Source organism: Pasteurella pantherarum, assembly GCF_049670885.1.
Taxonomy (GTDB): Bacteria; Pseudomonadota; Gammaproteobacteria; order Enterobacterales; family Pasteurellaceae; genus Pasteurella.
Genome location: NZ_CP187173.1, coordinates 248220 through 264827 on the forward strand (window position 1 = coordinate 248220; position 16608 = coordinate 264827).

The following is a 16608-nucleotide window of genomic DNA, read 5'->3' on the forward strand; positions in this document are numbered from 1 at the left end:
AAGGCATTTTCTTACAAAAGCACAGGATTTTTTCCATAAATTTCAGCAGGCATTTGTTATAACGATCATGCTTCACATTAGACTAATGACAATGTTTTTCCTTAATCATTGCGTTACGGTTTTATTAGTCGAGGGTAAAATTCATTTCCTTACAACTTTTATTTAAAAAAATTGAAAAAATTTTAATTTATTGTTTTTCCTATGAAAAATTCAGATTTTTTCGGAATTTATCTGCGTTAGCCAGAGGATTTTTCATCTTAAATCGCTTTATCGGGTAAGCCGATGAAAAAAGTGCGGTCATGTTTGAAAAGGTTTTGTCACACCTCAATGCATGGAAGAGGGAATGTAGCGAGGAATGTAAAATGCGAAGATTAAGTTTTTCTTCATTTTTATCGGTTAGACTGTGCTTTGATAGACAGGACAGTTTTTTGTTTATTTTTTAGGTAGAATACGCCTATTGGAATCGAACAAAAGTGCGGTGAAAAAAATGAGAATTTTATTAATAGAAGATGATTCCTTAATTGGAAATGGATTACAAATGGGATTAACCAAGTCTGGTTTTAGCGTAGATTGGTTTCAAGATGGAAAAACAGGCTTGAATGCGTTAAAAATGGCACCTTATGATGCGGTGGTTTTAGATTTAACCTTGCCGAAGATGGACGGCTTAGCCATTTTACAAGCTTGGCGTAAAGAAAAATCCGATGTGCCTGTGCTGATTTTAACCGCACGAGACACCTTAGATGAGCGAATTACAGGCTTGCAACGTGGTGCCGATGATTATTTATGCAAACCCTTTGCCTTGGCTGAGGTGGTGGCACGCTTACAGGCATTAATTCGTCGTCGTTACGGGCAGTTAAACCCCGTAATTGAACACAGCTTAGTGCGTTTTGATCCCAACCAACGGAAAGTTTTCTTAAAAGAGGAAGAAGTGTTGCTCACAACCAGAGAATATAAATTGTTGGAATTGTTTATGCTCAATAAAGATCGTGTCCTTTCTCGAGGCATGATTGAAGAAAAATTATATAGCTGGGACGATGAAGTCAGCAGTAATGCGTTAGAAGTCCATATTTACAATCTTCGCCAAAAATTAGGTAAACAGTTTATTCGCACGGTGCATGGCGTGGGCTATGCTTTAGGGAAAAATGATGACACTGTTTAACCCCATGAGCTTACGCTTTCGCTTAATTATTACCTTATCTTTGACCGCACTTTGTATTTGGTTAGCCTCAACTGCGGTGGCTTGGTTTCAGGTGAGAAAAGAAGTCAATGATGTGTTTGATGCCCAGCAAATTTTATTTGCACAGCGACTTGCCTCTTCTGATTTGCGTAATATTTTGTCCCATTCTTTACCGAAAGATGAAAATAAACTGTTGAAAAAAGCACATAAATCCTATGACGATGATGCCTTGGCGTTTGCCATTTTTACGGCAGAAGGAAAGGTGGTATTAAGTGACGGGAATAATGGCGAGAATTTTATGTTTACCCCCAGTTCGGGCTTTTCCTTGAATCATATTCGAGGTGATGACGATCTGTGGCGTATTTTCTGGTTACCTGTGAAAAATGGCAAGTTAATTGTCGCGGTTGGGCAGGAAATGGATTACCGTGATGATTTGATCAATCAAATGGTGTTTGGGCAAATGTGGATTTGGTTTGCCAGCTTGCCGTTTTTATTAGCGATTATTGTTTGGGTGGTCAGTCGAGAATTACGTAGTTTAAAACAAGTCAGTGCTCAATTAGCACAGCGTAAACCTGATGATACCTCATTGGTGGACACGGACAATTTACCCAAAGAAATTTTGCCATTAGTGCATAATTTAAATCGTTTTTTTGATCGTACGGCAAGTATGTTATTGCGTGAACGACGTTTTACGTCTGATGCCGCACATGAGTTACGGAGTCCATTAGCCGCATTACGCATTCAAACTGAAGTGGCTCAAATTGCAGGCGAGGATACGCAAATGCGTGAACAAGCTTTGCTGAATTTAACGAAAGGCATTGATCGTGCCACACAAATGATTGAACAACTGCTGACTTTATCTCGTTTAGATAGTTTAAAGGAACTGGAAAATACAGAGGCGATTCATTGGCAAGCCTTAATTGCTTCTTTGGTGGGCGAATTGTATTTTCATGCCCAAAAACGGCAAATGGATTTACAGTTTGTGTCGGACGCCCCTGAGCTAGTTTCACAAGGGCAGCCACTTTTGTTGTCTTTAATGGTGCGTAATTTAATTGATAATGCGATTCACTATTGCCCAGTAGGCAGCCAGATCAAGGTGAGTTTATTACCCGATCGGCTTGTGGTGGAGGATAACGGGAAAGGGGTGAATGCTGCGGATTTAGCAAAATTAGGTCAACGTTTTTATCGACCTGTCGGGCAAAATGAAAAAGGCAGTGGACTTGGACTTTCCATTGTACATCGAATTGCACAGTTACATCATTACCAGCTACGATTAGAAAATATTGTTGATGATGAAGGGCAGATAAAAGGGTTTAGTGCCTTGATTTTATTTAATCACTTTTAAGGTTTAACAGTTGCTTTATTGGCTTTGTTGGTTATAATCGCCCCGCATTTTAATTTGAATATTATTGACTTATTTAGGAGACCATATCATGAAAGTGAGTGCAAGAAACCAATTTAAAGGGAAGGTTGTGGCGTTAGAAAAAGGTGCCGTTAATGCGGTGGTGAGCATTGATATTGGCGGTGGAAATATTATCACATCCACAATTTCTGTTGCCGCCGTGGAAGAATTAAAACTTGAAGTGGGTCAAGAGGCATACGCCATTATTAAAGCCACTTCAGTAATGGTTGGTGTGGAATAATTTTACTCAGCAAATGAAAAAAGCCTTGTGTTTTCACAAGGCTTTTTTGTTTTTTGTAAGAAAGAAACAGAAAAAGGTGAAAAGAATTCTTTTGAAAAACAAAGGGAATATAAATATAATTGAAAATTGTTATCAATACTGTTAAGGCGGTCGGTTTGCTGTTTTAATCTGCTGTCGTTATCTTCATGATCAACAAGGAGGTTGTCGTCATTTCATTCATCGCCAGTTAACGCTCGTTAACGCATTAAATATTATCTTTGTCTTTTCATTGCTTTTGGGCATCAAATTGATTGTTTTGTGTGCATTTTTCCTTGCAAGTATGACAAAAGAAAGGGTGTCAATGAATATGCTAAATGAGAATGGGTCTTTTATGAGTGTTAAGCCACACAACAATATTGATAACAGGCTCGACCAATTTTTTGTGCAAAAGGCTGAATTGGTCAATTTTTAGGTTTTAAGTCATAAACCATTCCCCTTTAAATGGGGAAGGGATAAATAATAAGAAAGGATTGAAAAATGCATATCGCCATGAAAACAATAAAATTTTCTGCGATTACTTTGGCATTATTGAGTTATTGCGGAGTAAGTGTTGCAGAGGTGAATAATGATGTTACAGAACTTGATACTATCACGGTGTCTTCTCAGCAAGAGAGCGTGAGTGTGAAAGAGAAAAAAGTGGGGGAAACCGTCAAAACCTCATCATTATTACAACGTCAGCAAGTACAAGATAGTCGGGATTTAGTCCGTTACGATACTGGGGTTACCGTTGTAGAAACGGGGCGTTTTGGCTCAAGTGGTTATGCGATTCGTGGGGTTGATGAAAATCGTGTTGGGATTTTGATTGATGGATTAAAACAAGCAGAAACTCTCAGTTCACAAGGTTTTAAAGAGCTTTTTGAAGGCTATGGCAACTTTAATAACACCCGTAATGGGATTGAGATTGAAACCGTTTCAACAGCAACCATTACCAAAGGATCGGATTCCATTAAATCGGGGAGTGGGGCGTTAGGTGGTTCGGTGATTTTCAAAACCAAAGATGCTCGCGATTTTCTGCTTAACAAAGACTGGCATATTTCTTATAAAAAGGGCTATAACAGTGCGAATAAGGAATCTTTAGACCGTATCACCTTAGCAGGTCGTTATAAATGGTTTGATGTCTTGTTTATCAATACCAAACGAGAAGGTCAAGAATTTAAAAACTACTATTACGATATTTATAAATCCGAGCAAGAAGATTTGGATGCCGTAGGGGCAACACGAGAAAAACCCGATCCATACCGTATTGATAAAAATAGCACGTTAATTAAATTTGCTTTCCAACCTTCCGAAAATCACCGTTTTTCAGCCGCACTTGATGACAGTCAAATAGAGTCTAAGGGTGCCGATCTATCCTATAATTTGAGAGTGGTTCAAACGAAAGTAGGGCAAAGTGATACCTTCACGTTAGGTGAGCGTTTGAATCACGATAAATCAAAACGCAAAAATGTGACATTTTCTTATGAAACCTTTGCACAAACTCCATTTTGGGATCGTTTGAGTATCAGTTATTCACACCAAAAAATCACGAATAATGCTCGCACTGATGAATACTGCTTTAAAGATTCTTGTACAAATGTTAATAATCCTTCTGGTTTACAACTAAAAGAAGAAAATGGTTCTTATGTGGTTGTTGATAAAGATGGTAGTAAAATTGCAACTGGAGCCAGAGAAAGAAGAAAAGTCGGATATGGCTATGCAACACTCTTTAAAAATGAAAAAGGAGAATATATTCCTGAAGCGGATGTTTTCAAAGCTAATGTGATAAATACGCTGATTGATTGCGACAAATTAGATTGCACAAAATCTTATACTGTTTTTGCAGAAAAAGATGAAAACTATGCTTCTATTTACAAATTCCAAAGTCGTCCAATTGCGATAAAAACAGCTCAAAATGGCAAAAAATATGGTGTAATTGAAACTAAATCAAAAGAAGGTATCATTCCTGGCGTGCTACAATATGAAGAAACTTACTTTTTATTTCCAAAATCAGTTGGTTATGCCCGTAATGACTATAATGACCGTGATTTAAATACTAGCACCAAACAAATTAATTTAGATTTGGATAAAAGCCTGAGTTTTTGGGGTAGCGATCATCAAATTAAATATGGGGCATCTTATGCTAAATCCCATAAAAGTATGGTGAATAAAGACGGCTATCAAGGCGGTAATGTAAAATGGTGGGCAGATAATTTCTTTTGTCTTAAAAAAATAGATGGAACACTTGATTCTTACGAAGCAAGACCTGAACTATATCCACCTATTACAGGGAGTTGTGATGGACGCCTGCGCTCAAAAACAGGGGATACCTTCAGCTATTTAGTCCCTGTAAATAGTAAATCAAAAACCTTTTATTTTGGTGACAATATTCAATTAGGACGTTATGTGAATCTTGATTTGAATTATCGCTATGACAAAGTGAAACACTTGCCTTATTACGATAAAAATGTGCCTGTACCAAAAGGTTTAATTGCGGGGATTTTTGTGCCTCTTAATTGTAATCCATACGGAGAAAATTCAGATTGTCCGTATGGAAGCGAAACGTTTAATGCCAATGTTGATGCTAATTTAGCAATCATGCTAAAAAATAAAACTTATAAACATCATTCTTATAATTTAGGCATGAATATCGATCCATTAGATTGGTTACGTTTGCAAGTGAAATATTCTAATGGTTTCCGTGCACCGACTTCAGATGAAGTGTATATGACTTTCAAACATCCGAGTTTCTCTATTCAGCCTAATCCTGAATTAAAAGCAGAAATTGCTAAAACGAAAGAAGCTGCCATTACGTTCCATAAAAATAACAGTTTTATTACGTTCAGTGGTTTTAAAACACAGTACCGTGATTTTATTGATTTAGTGGAAGCTGGTGAGCGTCAAGTAGAACTGGGTAGTACTTTAAAATATCCATTCTATAAAAACATCAACCAAGATCACGCCAAAGTGAAAGGTTTTGAGGTGAATTCGCATTTACAACTAAGTGAGCTTTCAGAGAAATTGAATGGCTTTTATATGGGGTATAAATTCAGCTGGCAGAAAGGAAAAATTTATACCCAAAATGAAGGTTATATTCCAATGAATGCCCTGCAGCCAAAAACGAGCGTTTATTCATTTGGTTATACTGCCCCAGAAGATAAATATGGCATTGATATTTATGTGACGGATGTTGCATCGAAAAAACGTGATGATACCTACAACGCTTATTGGAAAGATCAGCAAAAAGCGGGCAATTTAGTTCAAGGTCAGCAGGTCACGGATAATAAATTGGCGTGGCGTAGTTTTGGCTATACGATTATTGATGCCGTTGTCCATGTCAGACCTTGGAAAAACGTGGTGTTAAGTGCAGGGGTATATAATTTACGCAATACACCGTATTTGACATGGGATTCTGCACGTTCTATCCGAACTCGTGGGACGATTAATTTAATTAATCAAAATACAGGGGAAGGGATTAAACGTTTCTATGCACCAGGTCGTAACTATAAATTAAGTGCAGAAATTACCTTCTAATAATATGCACAACTTAAAGCCTGCATCATGCAGGCTTTTTTGTTTTAAAGTGCGGTCATTTTTTTTAAAAGTCTGCGGTGCGTTTTTATTTGGGGTTCACCACTTTTCCCGTTCTGATATCAATGGCAGGCTCAAGAGGAGTTTTTCGTTGTTGAATTTCTTTGCTTAAGCCGTAATCATTTTGATCAGCTTGATTGGAAAATAAATCCTGTGCGGGATTTAACTGTGGTTGTTGGATCCCAATCCAGTTCGCAATACCTTCTAAGAAATTTAAACCTGATTTAAACACGCGATAATATTTTCTTTCTGTATCGTCCGAAGAAATTTTGAATAGTGGAACCTCATTGTGACGTTGACTCACACAATTTTGGCTGAAAAAAATGTCATTTTTATGTCCAGTGCTATGGCAAAGACCATGATCAGAAAAATAAATCATGGAAAAAGTGCGGTCATTTTTTTGAAAGTTTTGTGCTAACAGCTGATAGACGTTTTCTAATAGGCTATCGGTTTTTTTGATGGTGGAAATATAACAGTTGAGGTATTCATATTTCTCAGGCAGTTCTCCCTCTTTGAATAGTCTTGGGAAATCCGTGAGGCGATCGCAAGCTAAAGGATGGGAACCATAAAGATGTAATACGATAAAACGAGGACCTTGGCTTTTTTCTGCCAGAATCTGTGCCAGTTTGGGTAACAGCTCAAAGTCGCTACTGTTCGTTGAATTAAAACTGCCCCCTTTTTTTAGAAAATCAATGTGTTGACTTTTGCTAGCAAGCACGGCGATCGGCGTGTCATATTCACCGAGAAAGCCTTGGTTAGACAGCCAATACGTTTGAATGCCCGCCGCATTAATTAAATCGATCAGGCTAAATTCATATTTAGGTTGCCATTTCTGTTTGTCGCTGAGTGTGAGCATTAAACGTAACGAGGCAACGGTGTTGGTGCCTGCCGATGTAAACCCATCAATTAACGTGCCTTTGGCATGACTCATGAAAGGCGTATTGTCGATGGGGTAACCATAAGCATGGTGATAATCTTTACGGGCACTTTCACCAATGATAAGCACATAATCATCATAATGTGAGTGCGGTAATTGAACCTGTTTCCATTGGGTTTCTTGGCGTAACTGATTGAGCCGATCAAATTCCACTTTGATTTCTGAACCCGATTGGTAGATAGTTTTCAGGAACATCGCTGCAGGGGAGTAATAGGCAAAGATCAAACACGCACCGATCAGGAATGTGTGATTTTTATAAAATTGAATCTGGAATGCTTGTGTCAGCCAACGGTATAAAAATAATAAAGGCAATATGCTTAAGGTGAGCAAGTAGCTCGTGATGGGAATTTGTAAGAGAAATTCTTGGCTTTCAAGCAGATCGGTGGAGAGCACCGAAGCTAGGTATTGATAACTGGGTGCACCAAAGTTAAGCCCGACAGGCATATAAAATAGATGGCACAGCACCAACGGAAGTAAAAGAAAATAGAAACTTTTTTTGGAGGCACTTAACAGAATAATCACCATGCCGAGACTCAAAACAGGCAAGGGTGAAAAGGTTGTCCAAAATCCTGAACCTAGCAAGAGGAAATGACTGATGAGAAGGACTAAAGCCAGTGCAAAAAGTGCGGTCCCCAAAAAAACGATTTTGTTTATTCTTTCAGCAATGTTCAACATACTTTTATTTTCCTTCAGCATAAACCCATTTATTTTTTATTTTATCCGATTTTCTGGCGTAAATTCTAGATGAGAATTCTTCACAGCTGGAACGTAATCCTTTAGAATAGATCGATTTTTTTGTAACTTACCCTATTAATTAAAAACGAGGAAAAAAAGATGAGCCAACCAATCTATAAACGAATTTTGTTGAAACTTAGCGGTGAAGCTTTACAAGGCGATGAGGGTTTTGGTATTGATCCTTCGATTTTAGATAGAATGGCGTTAGAAATTAAAGAATTAGTGGCAATGAATGTTGAGGTCGGCGTTGTCTTAGGTGGTGGAAATTTGTTCCGTGGGGCAAAATTAGCCAAAGCGGGCATGAACCGTGTTGTTGGTGACCACATGGGCATGTTAGCAACGGTGATGAATGGTTTGGCGATGCGTGATGCCTTACACCGTGCGGATGTGAATGCAAAATTAATGTCTGCCTTCCAATTAAATGGCATTTGCGATACCTATAACTGGTCTGAAGCGATTAAAATGTTGCGTGAAAAACGCGTGGTGATTTTTTCAGCAGGTACAGGCAGTCCATTTTTTACCACAGATTCAGCAGCCTGTTTGAGAGGGATTGAAATTGAAGCGGATGTGGTTTTAAAGGCAACGAAAGTTGATGGCGTATATGATAGTGATCCAGCCAAAAATGCCAATGCCAAGTTATATAATCAGCTCACTTACGCAGAAGTGATTGATCGTGAATTACAAGTGATGGATTTGGCTGCCTTCACATTAGCTCGTGATCACAATATGCCAATCCGTGTATTTAATATGGGTAAACCAGGGGCATTACGTCGTGTCATTTTAGGTGAAGTAGAAGGTACATTAATTTGCGAATAAAAAAGTTGTCGTGATTTTTGTACAAAATTAGATTAAACTTAACGCCAGTGATTAACTGGTTTGATTGACTGAATTAAAGAAGGAATTTTTGTGATTAATGAAATTAAAAAAGATACGCAAGCACGTATGGAAAAAAGCGTAGAAACCTTTAAAAACCACATTGCTAAAGTTCGCACTGGTCGTGCACAGCCTAGTTTGCTTGATGGAATTCAAGTGGAATATTACGGCTCACCAACCCCATTACGCCAATTAGCCAATGTGGTGGCAGAAGATGCACGTACTTTAGCAGTAACTGTATTTGATCGTAGCTTAATTAGTGCGGTAGAAAAAGCGATTTTAACCTCAGATTTAGGTTTAAACCCATCCTCAGCAGGTACGACAATTCGTGTCCCACTTCCGCCATTAACAGAAGAACGTCGTCGTGATTTAATTAAAATCGTAAAAGGCGAAGCTGAACAGGGCAAAATTGCGGTACGTAATGTTCGTCGTGATGCCAACGATCAAATTAAAGCCTTATTGAAAGATAAAGAAATCAGCGAAGACGAAGAACGTAAAGCACAAGATGAAATCCAAAAAATCACAGACAGCTACGTGAAAAAAGTCGATGAAGTGTTAGCGGATAAAGAAAAAGAGTTAATGGATTTCTAATTGAAATAACCCATAACAGTTCAATCCTGCCATTAAAAGAGGAGAGCGTAAATTTATGTCAAATACCCAAAAAGATAATGGATTACCTAAACGTCCTAGAGTGGCTATTTTATTAAGCATTATGATGGGCTTGGGCATAATCTATATGGCTTTTTATATATATGAAGATATACTTCAATGGGAAGTGACTGGTGGTACTCAGCGTTTTCATTGGGTGCTTTATATGATTTATGAAGTATTCGGTGCGGAAGGCATTTTGGTGGGATTTATATTACTGGGCTTATTCTTTTTTTATCATGCGTACCGTTTATATCGAAAGCTGAAAAGTTAATCTTTATTTAGGGCGTCAAACGCCCTATTTTTATATATCGTTAAAATGAAAAAACAAAAACTAGTCATTCTTGGTTCTACTGGCTCCATTGGTACAAGCACTTTATCGGTGATTGAGCACAATCCAGACAAATATCATGCTTTTGCACTTGTGGGCGGACGAAATGTCGATTTGATGTTTCAACAATGTTTAAAATTCCGACCGCACTTTGCTGCGTTAGATGATGAATGTGCCGCCAAAATCTTGGCAGAGAAATTACACGCTCATCAATGCACAACACAGGTGTTGTCAGGGCAACAGGCAATTTGTGAGTTATCTGCTCATCCACAGGCAGACATGGTGATGGCGGCAATTGTGGGGGCAGCAGGATTATTACCCACCTTATCTGCGGTAAAAGCGGGTAAGCGAGTGTTATTAGCCAACAAAGAGGCTTTGATCACTTGTGGCGGCTTGTTTATTGATGCGGTGCGTAAGCATCATGCTCAACTCTTGCCCGTGGACAGTGAACATAACGCCATTTTTCAATCTTTACCCCCCGAAGCACAACAACAAATTGGTTTTTGTCCCCTTGCTGAATTAGGCATTAGCAAAATTGTTTTAACAGGATCAGGCGGACCATTTCGCCATACTGCGTTAGAACAGTTTGAACATATCACACCAGCACAAGCGATTGCACACCCGAATTGGTCGATGGGGAAAAAGATTTCTGTCGATTCCGCCACCATGATGAATAAAGGTTTGGAATATATCGAAGCCCGTTGGTTATTTAATGCCAGTGCCGATGAAATGGAAGTGATTGTTCATCCGCAATCCATTATTCATTCTATGGTACGTTATATTGATGGTTCAGTGATTGCACAAATGGGCAATCCTGATATGCGAACCCCTATTGCCGAAACCATGGCATATCCTCAACGTATTTTTGCAGGGGTTGAGCCTTTGGATTTTTATCAATTAAACGGTTTAACTTTTATTGCACCAGATTATCAACGTTATCCTTGTTTAAAATTAGCGATGGATGCCTTTCACGCAGGGCAATATGCAACGACCGCAATGAATGCGGCAAATGAAATTGCAGTGGATAGTTTTCTACATTCACAGATTAAATTCACCGATATAGCCAAGGTCAATCAGAAGGTGGTGGAAGCCATTCAACCGCAGAACATGACCTGTATTGATGACGTGTTAGCCGTGGATAAAAAAGCACGAGAATTAGCAAAAGCAATTATTTTAAGTTTTTAACATTTGCCCTGCTATGGTATAGTGGCGGACAAAAGTGCGGTCAGAAATTTGAGACATTTATGGTAGAAATCAATCCAAATAATATTCCACAGCATGTTGCGATTATTATGGACGGAAATGGGCGTTGGGCAAAACAAAAAGGGAAAATGCGTATTTTTGGCCATAAAAACGGCATTAAATCTGTGCGTGATACAGTGGCTTATGCTCGCAAAATGGGAATCAAAGTCCTGACTTTATATGCGTTTAGTAGCGAAAATTGGAATCGTCCAGAACAAGAAGTGAGTGCCTTAATGAACTTGTTTATGCAAGCTTTGGATTTAGAAGTGAGCAAATTGCATAAAAATAATATTCGGTTAAATATTCTTGGCGATATCACAGGATTTAGCCCCTCGCTACAACAAAAAATTCATCGAGCTGAAACCTTAACTGAAAAAAATGATGCATTAACCTTAAATATTGCAGCAAATTATGGCGGTTATTGGGATATTGTTCAGGCAAGCAAACAGCTAGCACAGCAAGTCAAATCAGGGCAGCTTGAGGTGGACGACATTGATGTGGAATTATTTCGTCAACATTTAGTGACTAAATCACAACCCTTAGTGGATTTATTAATTCGCACAAGTGGCGAACAACGGATTAGTAATTTTTTACTGTGGCAAGTGGCTTACGCAGAATTTTATTTTACGGAAGTACTTTGGCCAGATTTTAATGAAAAGGAATTTGAGCAAGCAATTATTGCTTATCAACAACGCCATCGTCGTTTTGGTGGCTCAGAATAATAAATAAAAGAGGGTTCTATTTTGCTTAAAGAACGAGTGTTGTCTGCGATTGCATTGATTGCGATAGTATTTATTGCATTATTTTGGTTTTCACCTTTCTATTTTGCTTTAGCGGTTGCGGGCGTGGTGATGTTAGCAGTATGGGAATGGACACAGTTTGCCCATTTTAAATTAGCGTTTTGGCGTGCGGGTGTCACCGTTTTGTGTGCGGCGTTTTTCTTTTTGTGGATTTATGACCAAAGCAATTATTTATCCGCAGGACGTGTATTTGAAGGCTACACCGAACCCCTATTATTTGCTTCGGTGGTGTGGTGGTTCATCGCTCTATGTTTCGTTATTGCTTATCCTAAATCAGCCTCTCTTTGGGCAAAAAATAAAGTTTCCCAATTCTTATTTGCATTTTTCACATTGACACCTTTTTTTCTTGGTCTATTACGTTTACGTTTAGATCATTATATCGCCGATCCTTATCATGGTGTGATACTTTTGTGTTATGTTTTTGTGTTGGTTTGGAGTGCAGACTCAGGTGCTTATTTTGCAGGACGTCGATTTGGTCAACACAAATTAGCTCCGAAAGTCTCACCGGGTAAAACTTGGGAAGGTGTGATTGGTGGACTTATCACGGCTGGCGTGTTTGCCACGGTATTTATGTATTTTATGCAGGCTTATTTAGTGACAGATATGAGCTTGACCGCATTTGTGATTTTATCGGTTGCCACGGTGGCTGTTTCTATTTTGGGCGATTTAACGGAAAGTATGTTTAAACGTCAAAGCGGTATTAAAGACAGTAGCCATTTAATTCCTGGGCATGGTGGTATTTTAGACCGTATTGACAGTTTAACTGCGGCAGTGCCTTTCTTTGCCTATTTTTATTTTTTTGTGTTATAGGAATGCGTTAATGTCGTTTTTATGGTCTTTTGCCTCTTTTATTGTTGTGATTGCCGTACTGGTGGCGGTGCATGAGTATGGGCATTTTTGGGCTGCCAGAAAGTGCGGTATAAAAGTACATCGTTTTTCAATTGGATTTGGTAAAGTCATTTGGCGTCGTCAAGATAAGCAAGGCACAGAATTTGCCATTTCTGCCATTCCGTTGGGCGGTTATGTGAAAATGTTAGATGAGCGTAATGAAGTCGTCCCTGCTGAACTTGCTTCACAAGCCTTTAATAACAAAACGGTGCTACAACGTGCATTTGTCATTGTCGCAGGGCCTATGGCAAATTTCTTATTTGCGATTTTGGCATATTTTGTTATTTATACGGTTGGCATTCCTAGTGTCAAGCCTGTCATTGAATCAGTTGTACCGAACTCAGTGATCGCAAAAGCCAATATTTCACCAGAAACACAAATTATCGCTATTGATGGCACTCCCACCCCAGATTGGGAAACCATCAGTTTGTTGTTGACCACAAAAATGGGGAATGACCACATTGAAATGACGGTGTCGCCTTTTGGTTCGTCGATTGAGCAAAAGAAAATCTTGGATATTCGTGGTTGGCACTTTGATCCTGAAAAAGAGGGGGCAATCAGTGCGTTAGGGATTAAACCCGTTAGAACTAAAGTGCATTTAATCTTGTCTAAAGTCGAGCCAAACTCACCAGCGGATAAAGCAGGCTTAAAAGAAGGCGATAAAATTTATGCAGAAAATGACCTCATGCCATGGCAAGATTTTGTGGCATTGGTACAAAAAGGGCAGCCTTTTTCCGTTCGTATTGAACGAGAAGGGGTATTTTCTAGCGTGCATTTAACGCCAGAATTAAACAAGAAAGGCATGTGGTATGTGGGTATTCGCCCAACGGGTCAGCCTATTGCGGATAAGTATCGGACGGAATTAAAGTATGATATGCTTGAAGCCTTGCAAAAAGGGGTGGAAAAGACACTTCAGCTTTCTTGGTTAACGATTAAAGTCATTGGGAAATTATTTACAGGTCATCTTTCTTTAGATAATTTAGGTGGGCCGATTTCAATTGCAAAAGGAGCAGGTATGTCCTCTGAAATTGGCTTAATATATTACCTAGGTTTTATGGCATTAATCAGTGTGAACTTGGGCATAATGAATTTATTCCCATTGCCCGTGCTAGATGGCGGTCATTTGGTCTTTTTAGCCGCAGAAGCTGTTCGAGGAAAACCGCTTTCTGAGCGAATTCAAAACATAAGTTATCAAATCGGTGCAACGTTATTATTGGTATTAATGGGCTTTGCATTGTTTAATGATTTCTTACGTTTATAAGTTAATTTTTTATTTACAGGATAACATTCACGATGAAAAAACTTTTAATTGCGAGCTTATTATTTGGTTCAACCAGTGCATTTGCCGCCCCTTTTGTGGTGAAAGATATCCGTGTTGATGGTGTTCAAGCTGGTTCAGAGGGAAGTGTATTAGCAGCTTTACCTGTGAGAGTTGGGCAACGTGCGACGGATAACGATATTGCTAACATAGTCAGAAAACTTTTCTTAAGTGGTCAGTATGACGATGTGAAAGCCACACGAGAAGGTGATACGTTAGTCGTCACCGTTATGCCAAAACCGATCATTGCCGATGTTGTACTTGATGGTAATAAGTCAATTCCTGATGAAGCATTAAAACAAAATTTAGATGCAAATGGATTTAAAGCAGGTGAAGTTTTAAATCGTGCGAAATTAGAAGAGTTCCGCAAAAGTGTTCAAGAGCATTATAACAGCGTAGGACGTTATAATGCGAAAGTCGAAACGATCGTCAATCCCCTCCCTAATAACCGTGCTGAAGTCAAAATTCAAATTAATGAAGACGATGTGGCATTATTCAAAGAACTGACGTTTGAAGGCAATAAGGCATTTAGTAGCAGTAAACTGGAAGACCAAATGGAACTTCAAACAGACGCTTGGTGGAAATTATTTGGTAATAAGTTTGATCAGACACAGCTAAACAAAGATTTAGAAACCATTCGTAGCTATTATTTAGATCGTGGTTATGCGAAATTCCAAGTAGTCGATACCGATGTTCAGTTAAATGAAGATAAAACAGAAGCCCGTTTAAAAATCATTTTAAATGAAGGTGACTTATATACCGTGAAAAGTGCCAGAATCATCGGTGATGTGGGTGGCATGTCAGAAGAATTACAACCCCTTTTAAAACAAATTCGTGTGGGTGAAGCATTCCGCCGTTCCGATGTTGCCGATGTGGAAGAGAGCATTAAAGCCAAATTAGGTGAACGTGGTTATGCCACTGCAACAGTCAATATTCATCCAGATTTTGATGATGAGAAAAAAGAAATTGCGTTAAGTTTTATTGTTGAAGCAGGCAAAACTTACACCGTTCGTCAAATTCGTTTTGAAGGCAATACCGTAAGTGCAGATAGCACATTACGCCAAGAAATGCGTCAGCAAGAAGGGGCGTGGTTGTCTTCTCAATTGGTTGAACTTGGTAAATTACGTTTAGATCGTACAGGTTTCTTTGAAAGCGTAGAAAGCCGTACAGAAACTGTGCCAGGTTCAGATCAAGTTGATGTGATCTATAAAGTGAAAGAACGTAATACGGGAAGCATTAATTTTGGTGTCGGTTATGGTACAGAAAGTGGTTTAAGCTACCAAGCAAGCATTAAGCAAGATAACTTCTTAGGTATGGGGTCATCAATTAGTTTAGCGGGTTCTCGCAATGACTATGGTACCACCATTAATCTTGGTTATACTGAACCCTATTTTACTAAAGATGGCGTGAGCTTAGGTGGAAACGTGTTCTTCGAAGAATATGACAGCTCGAAAAGTAGCACGGCAGCCTCTTATGGACGTACCACTTATGGTGGTAACTTAACCTTAGGTTTCCCAGTGAACGAAAACAACTCTTATTATTTAGGCTTAGGTTACACCTTTAATAAATTGAAGAATGTTTCACCAGAATATAACCGTGATTTATACCGTCAATCTATGAATTATGGTGATTCTTGGACATTCAAATCTCATGATTTTGATTTATCATTTGGTTGGAACTACAACAGCTTGAACCGTGGTTATTTCCCAACGAAAGGGATGAGAGCGAATTTAGGTGGTCGTGTCACGATTCCAGGTTCTGACAACAAATACTATAAACTCAATGCGGATGTACAGGGTTTCTATCCGTTAGATCGTGATCACAGCTGGGTGATGTCAGCACGAGTGGGGGCATCCTTTGCTGATGGCTTAAGTGGTAAACGTTTACCTTTCTATCAAACCTATACCGCAGGGGGCATTGGTAGCTTACGTGGATTTGCCTATGGGGCGATTGGACCAAAAGCGATTTATTCTCATCGTTCTTGCCCAAATACATTCTGTGCACCAAGTGAGGATATCGTCGGGGGAAATGCTATGGCAACAGCAAGTGCAGAGTTAATTGTGCCAACCCCGTTTGTGGCGGATAAAAACCAAAATTCAGTGAGAACTTCGTTATTTGTTGATGCCGCCAGTGTGTGGAATACACGTTGGAAAGCACAAGATAAGGCAAAATTTGCACATTTAAATTTACCTGATTATAGTGATCCAAGCCGTGTGCGTGCTTCTGCTGGTGTTGCATTACAATGGCAATCTCCAATTGGGCCATTAGTGTTCTCTTATGCAAAACCACTTAAGAAATACCAAGGTGATGAAATTGAGCAATTCCAATTTAGTATTGGTGGAAGTTTCTAAGTTAGACAGGAACTTATTGTAAAATAGTAAGTCTAATTATAACGTCTGTGCTACATTGG

Annotated in this window: 13 protein-coding genes; 12 read left to right on the forward strand and 1 reads right to left on the reverse strand. The window is 38.9% G+C overall.

All coding sequences use genetic code 11. The features are described 5' to 3' along the window. The first annotated feature begins 487 nt into the window (after window positions 1–487). From ACPEEM_RS01275 to ACPEEM_RS01290, 4 genes are all read left to right on the forward strand, one after another. Window positions 488–1159, forward strand: a complete 672-nt coding sequence (locus ACPEEM_RS01275; RefSeq protein ID WP_424402494.1) for a response regulator — start codon at window positions 488–490, stop codon at window positions 1157–1159. Continuing rightward, on the forward strand, window positions 1146–2522 hold the full coding sequence (gene qseC / locus ACPEEM_RS01280) for a quorum sensing histidine kinase QseC (protein ID WP_424408187.1): 1377 nt from the start codon (window positions 1146–1148) through the stop codon (window positions 2520–2522). Before ACPEEM_RS01275 ends, qseC begins: the two co-directional genes overlap by 14 nt. A gap of 88 nt (window positions 2523–2610) precedes the next feature. Further along, the gene (locus ACPEEM_RS01285; protein WP_424402495.1) at window positions 2611–2820 is read left to right on the forward strand and encodes a TOBE domain-containing protein; all 210 of its coding nucleotides are present in this window, start codon (window positions 2611–2613) and stop codon (window positions 2818–2820) included. Window positions 2821–3336: 516 nt separating this feature from the next. After that, window positions 3337–6369: a TonB-dependent hemoglobin/transferrin/lactoferrin family receptor gene (locus ACPEEM_RS01290; RefSeq protein WP_424407453.1), complete on the forward strand. Its 3033-nt coding sequence runs from the start codon at window positions 3337–3339 to the stop codon at window positions 6367–6369. A gap of 85 nt (window positions 6370–6454) precedes the next feature. Here the strand turns inward: ACPEEM_RS01290 and ACPEEM_RS01295 are convergent, their stop codons facing one another. Then, complete coding sequence (locus tag ACPEEM_RS01295; RefSeq protein WP_424407455.1) at window positions 6455–8038, reverse strand: phosphoethanolamine transferase; 1584 nt, start codon at window positions 8036–8038, stop codon at window positions 6455–6457. A gap of 159 nt (window positions 8039–8197) precedes the next feature. On the opposite strand from ACPEEM_RS01295, the gene pyrH reads away from it, so the two are divergent. The 8 genes from pyrH to bamA all read left to right on the forward strand — a co-directional run bounded on the left by pyrH (window position 8198) and on the right by bamA (window position 16549). Continuing rightward, window positions 8198–8914 (forward strand): UMP kinase, encoded by a 717-nt coding sequence (gene pyrH, locus ACPEEM_RS01300; RefSeq protein WP_424402498.1) that lies wholly within the window; start codon window positions 8198–8200, stop codon window positions 8912–8914. Between the two features lie 90 nt (window positions 8915–9004). Further along, window positions 9005–9562, forward strand: coding sequence for a ribosome recycling factor (gene frr / locus ACPEEM_RS01305; RefSeq protein WP_424402499.1), 558 nt, complete (start codon window positions 9005–9007; stop codon window positions 9560–9562). 55 nt (window positions 9563–9617) lie between these two features. After that, a complete protein-coding gene (locus ACPEEM_RS01310) occupies window positions 9618–9893 on the forward strand; it encodes a hypothetical protein (RefSeq protein ID WP_424407457.1) in 276 nt (91 codons plus the stop codon). Window positions 9894–9938: 45 nt separating this feature from the next. After that, the gene (ispC, locus tag ACPEEM_RS01315; RefSeq protein WP_424407459.1) at window positions 9939–11135 is read left to right on the forward strand and encodes a 1-deoxy-D-xylulose-5-phosphate reductoisomerase; all 1197 of its coding nucleotides are present in this window, start codon (window positions 9939–9941) and stop codon (window positions 11133–11135) included. A gap of 59 nt (window positions 11136–11194) precedes the next feature. Then, on the forward strand, window positions 11195–11914 hold the full coding sequence (gene uppS / locus ACPEEM_RS01320) for a polyprenyl diphosphate synthase (RefSeq protein ID WP_424402502.1): 720 nt from the start codon (window positions 11195–11197) through the stop codon (window positions 11912–11914). A 21-nt stretch (window positions 11915–11935) separates the two neighbouring features. After that, a complete protein-coding gene (locus tag ACPEEM_RS01325; RefSeq protein WP_424407461.1) occupies window positions 11936–12802 on the forward strand; it encodes a phosphatidate cytidylyltransferase in 867 nt (288 codons plus the stop codon). A gap of 10 nt (window positions 12803–12812) precedes the next feature. Beyond that, window positions 12813–14141 carry a sigma E protease regulator RseP gene (gene rseP, locus ACPEEM_RS01330; RefSeq protein WP_424402504.1) on the forward strand — a complete coding sequence of 443 codons (1329 nt, stop codon included), beginning with the start codon at window positions 12813–12815 and terminating at the stop codon, window positions 14139–14141. 32 nt (window positions 14142–14173) lie between these two features. Next, window positions 14174–16549, forward strand: coding sequence for an outer membrane protein assembly factor BamA (bamA, locus tag ACPEEM_RS01335; protein WP_424407463.1), 2376 nt, complete (start codon window positions 14174–14176; stop codon window positions 16547–16549). The last annotated feature ends 59 nt before the right edge of the window (window positions 16550–16608 follow it).

What these genes read in the sequence shown, in the direction of transcription:
- ACPEEM_RS01285 (WP_424402495.1), top strand. Translation starts at nt 2,611, where the DNA reads ATGAAAGTGAGTGCAAGAAACCAATTTAAAGGGAAGGTTGTGGCGTTA.
- pyrH (WP_424402498.1), top strand. Translation starts at nt 8,198, where the DNA reads ATGAGCCAACCAATCTATAAACGAATTTTGTTGAAACTTAGCGGTGAA.
- uppS (WP_424402502.1), top strand. Translation starts at nt 11,195, where the DNA reads ATGGTAGAAATCAATCCAAATAATATTCCACAGCATGTTGCGATTATT.
- ACPEEM_RS01295 (WP_424407455.1), bottom strand. Translation starts at nt 8,038, where the DNA reads ATGTTGAACATTGCTGAAAGAATAAACAAAATCGTTTTTTTGGGGACC.
- rseP (WP_424402504.1), top strand. Translation starts at nt 12,813, where the DNA reads ATGTCGTTTTTATGGTCTTTTGCCTCTTTTATTGTTGTGATTGCCGTA.
- qseC (WP_424408187.1), top strand. Translation starts at nt 1,146, where the DNA reads ATGACACTGTTTAACCCCATGAGCTTACGCTTTCGCTTAATTATTACC.
- bamA (WP_424407463.1), top strand. Translation starts at nt 14,174, where the DNA reads ATGAAAAAACTTTTAATTGCGAGCTTATTATTTGGTTCAACCAGTGCA.
- ACPEEM_RS01275 (WP_424402494.1), top strand. Translation starts at nt 488, where the DNA reads ATGAGAATTTTATTAATAGAAGATGATTCCTTAATTGGAAATGGATTA.
- ACPEEM_RS01310 (WP_424407457.1), top strand. Translation starts at nt 9,618, where the DNA reads ATGTCAAATACCCAAAAAGATAATGGATTACCTAAACGTCCTAGAGTG.
- ACPEEM_RS01290 (WP_424407453.1), top strand. Translation starts at nt 3,337, where the DNA reads ATGCATATCGCCATGAAAACAATAAAATTTTCTGCGATTACTTTGGCA.
- ispC (WP_424407459.1), top strand. Translation starts at nt 9,939, where the DNA reads ATGAAAAAACAAAAACTAGTCATTCTTGGTTCTACTGGCTCCATTGGT.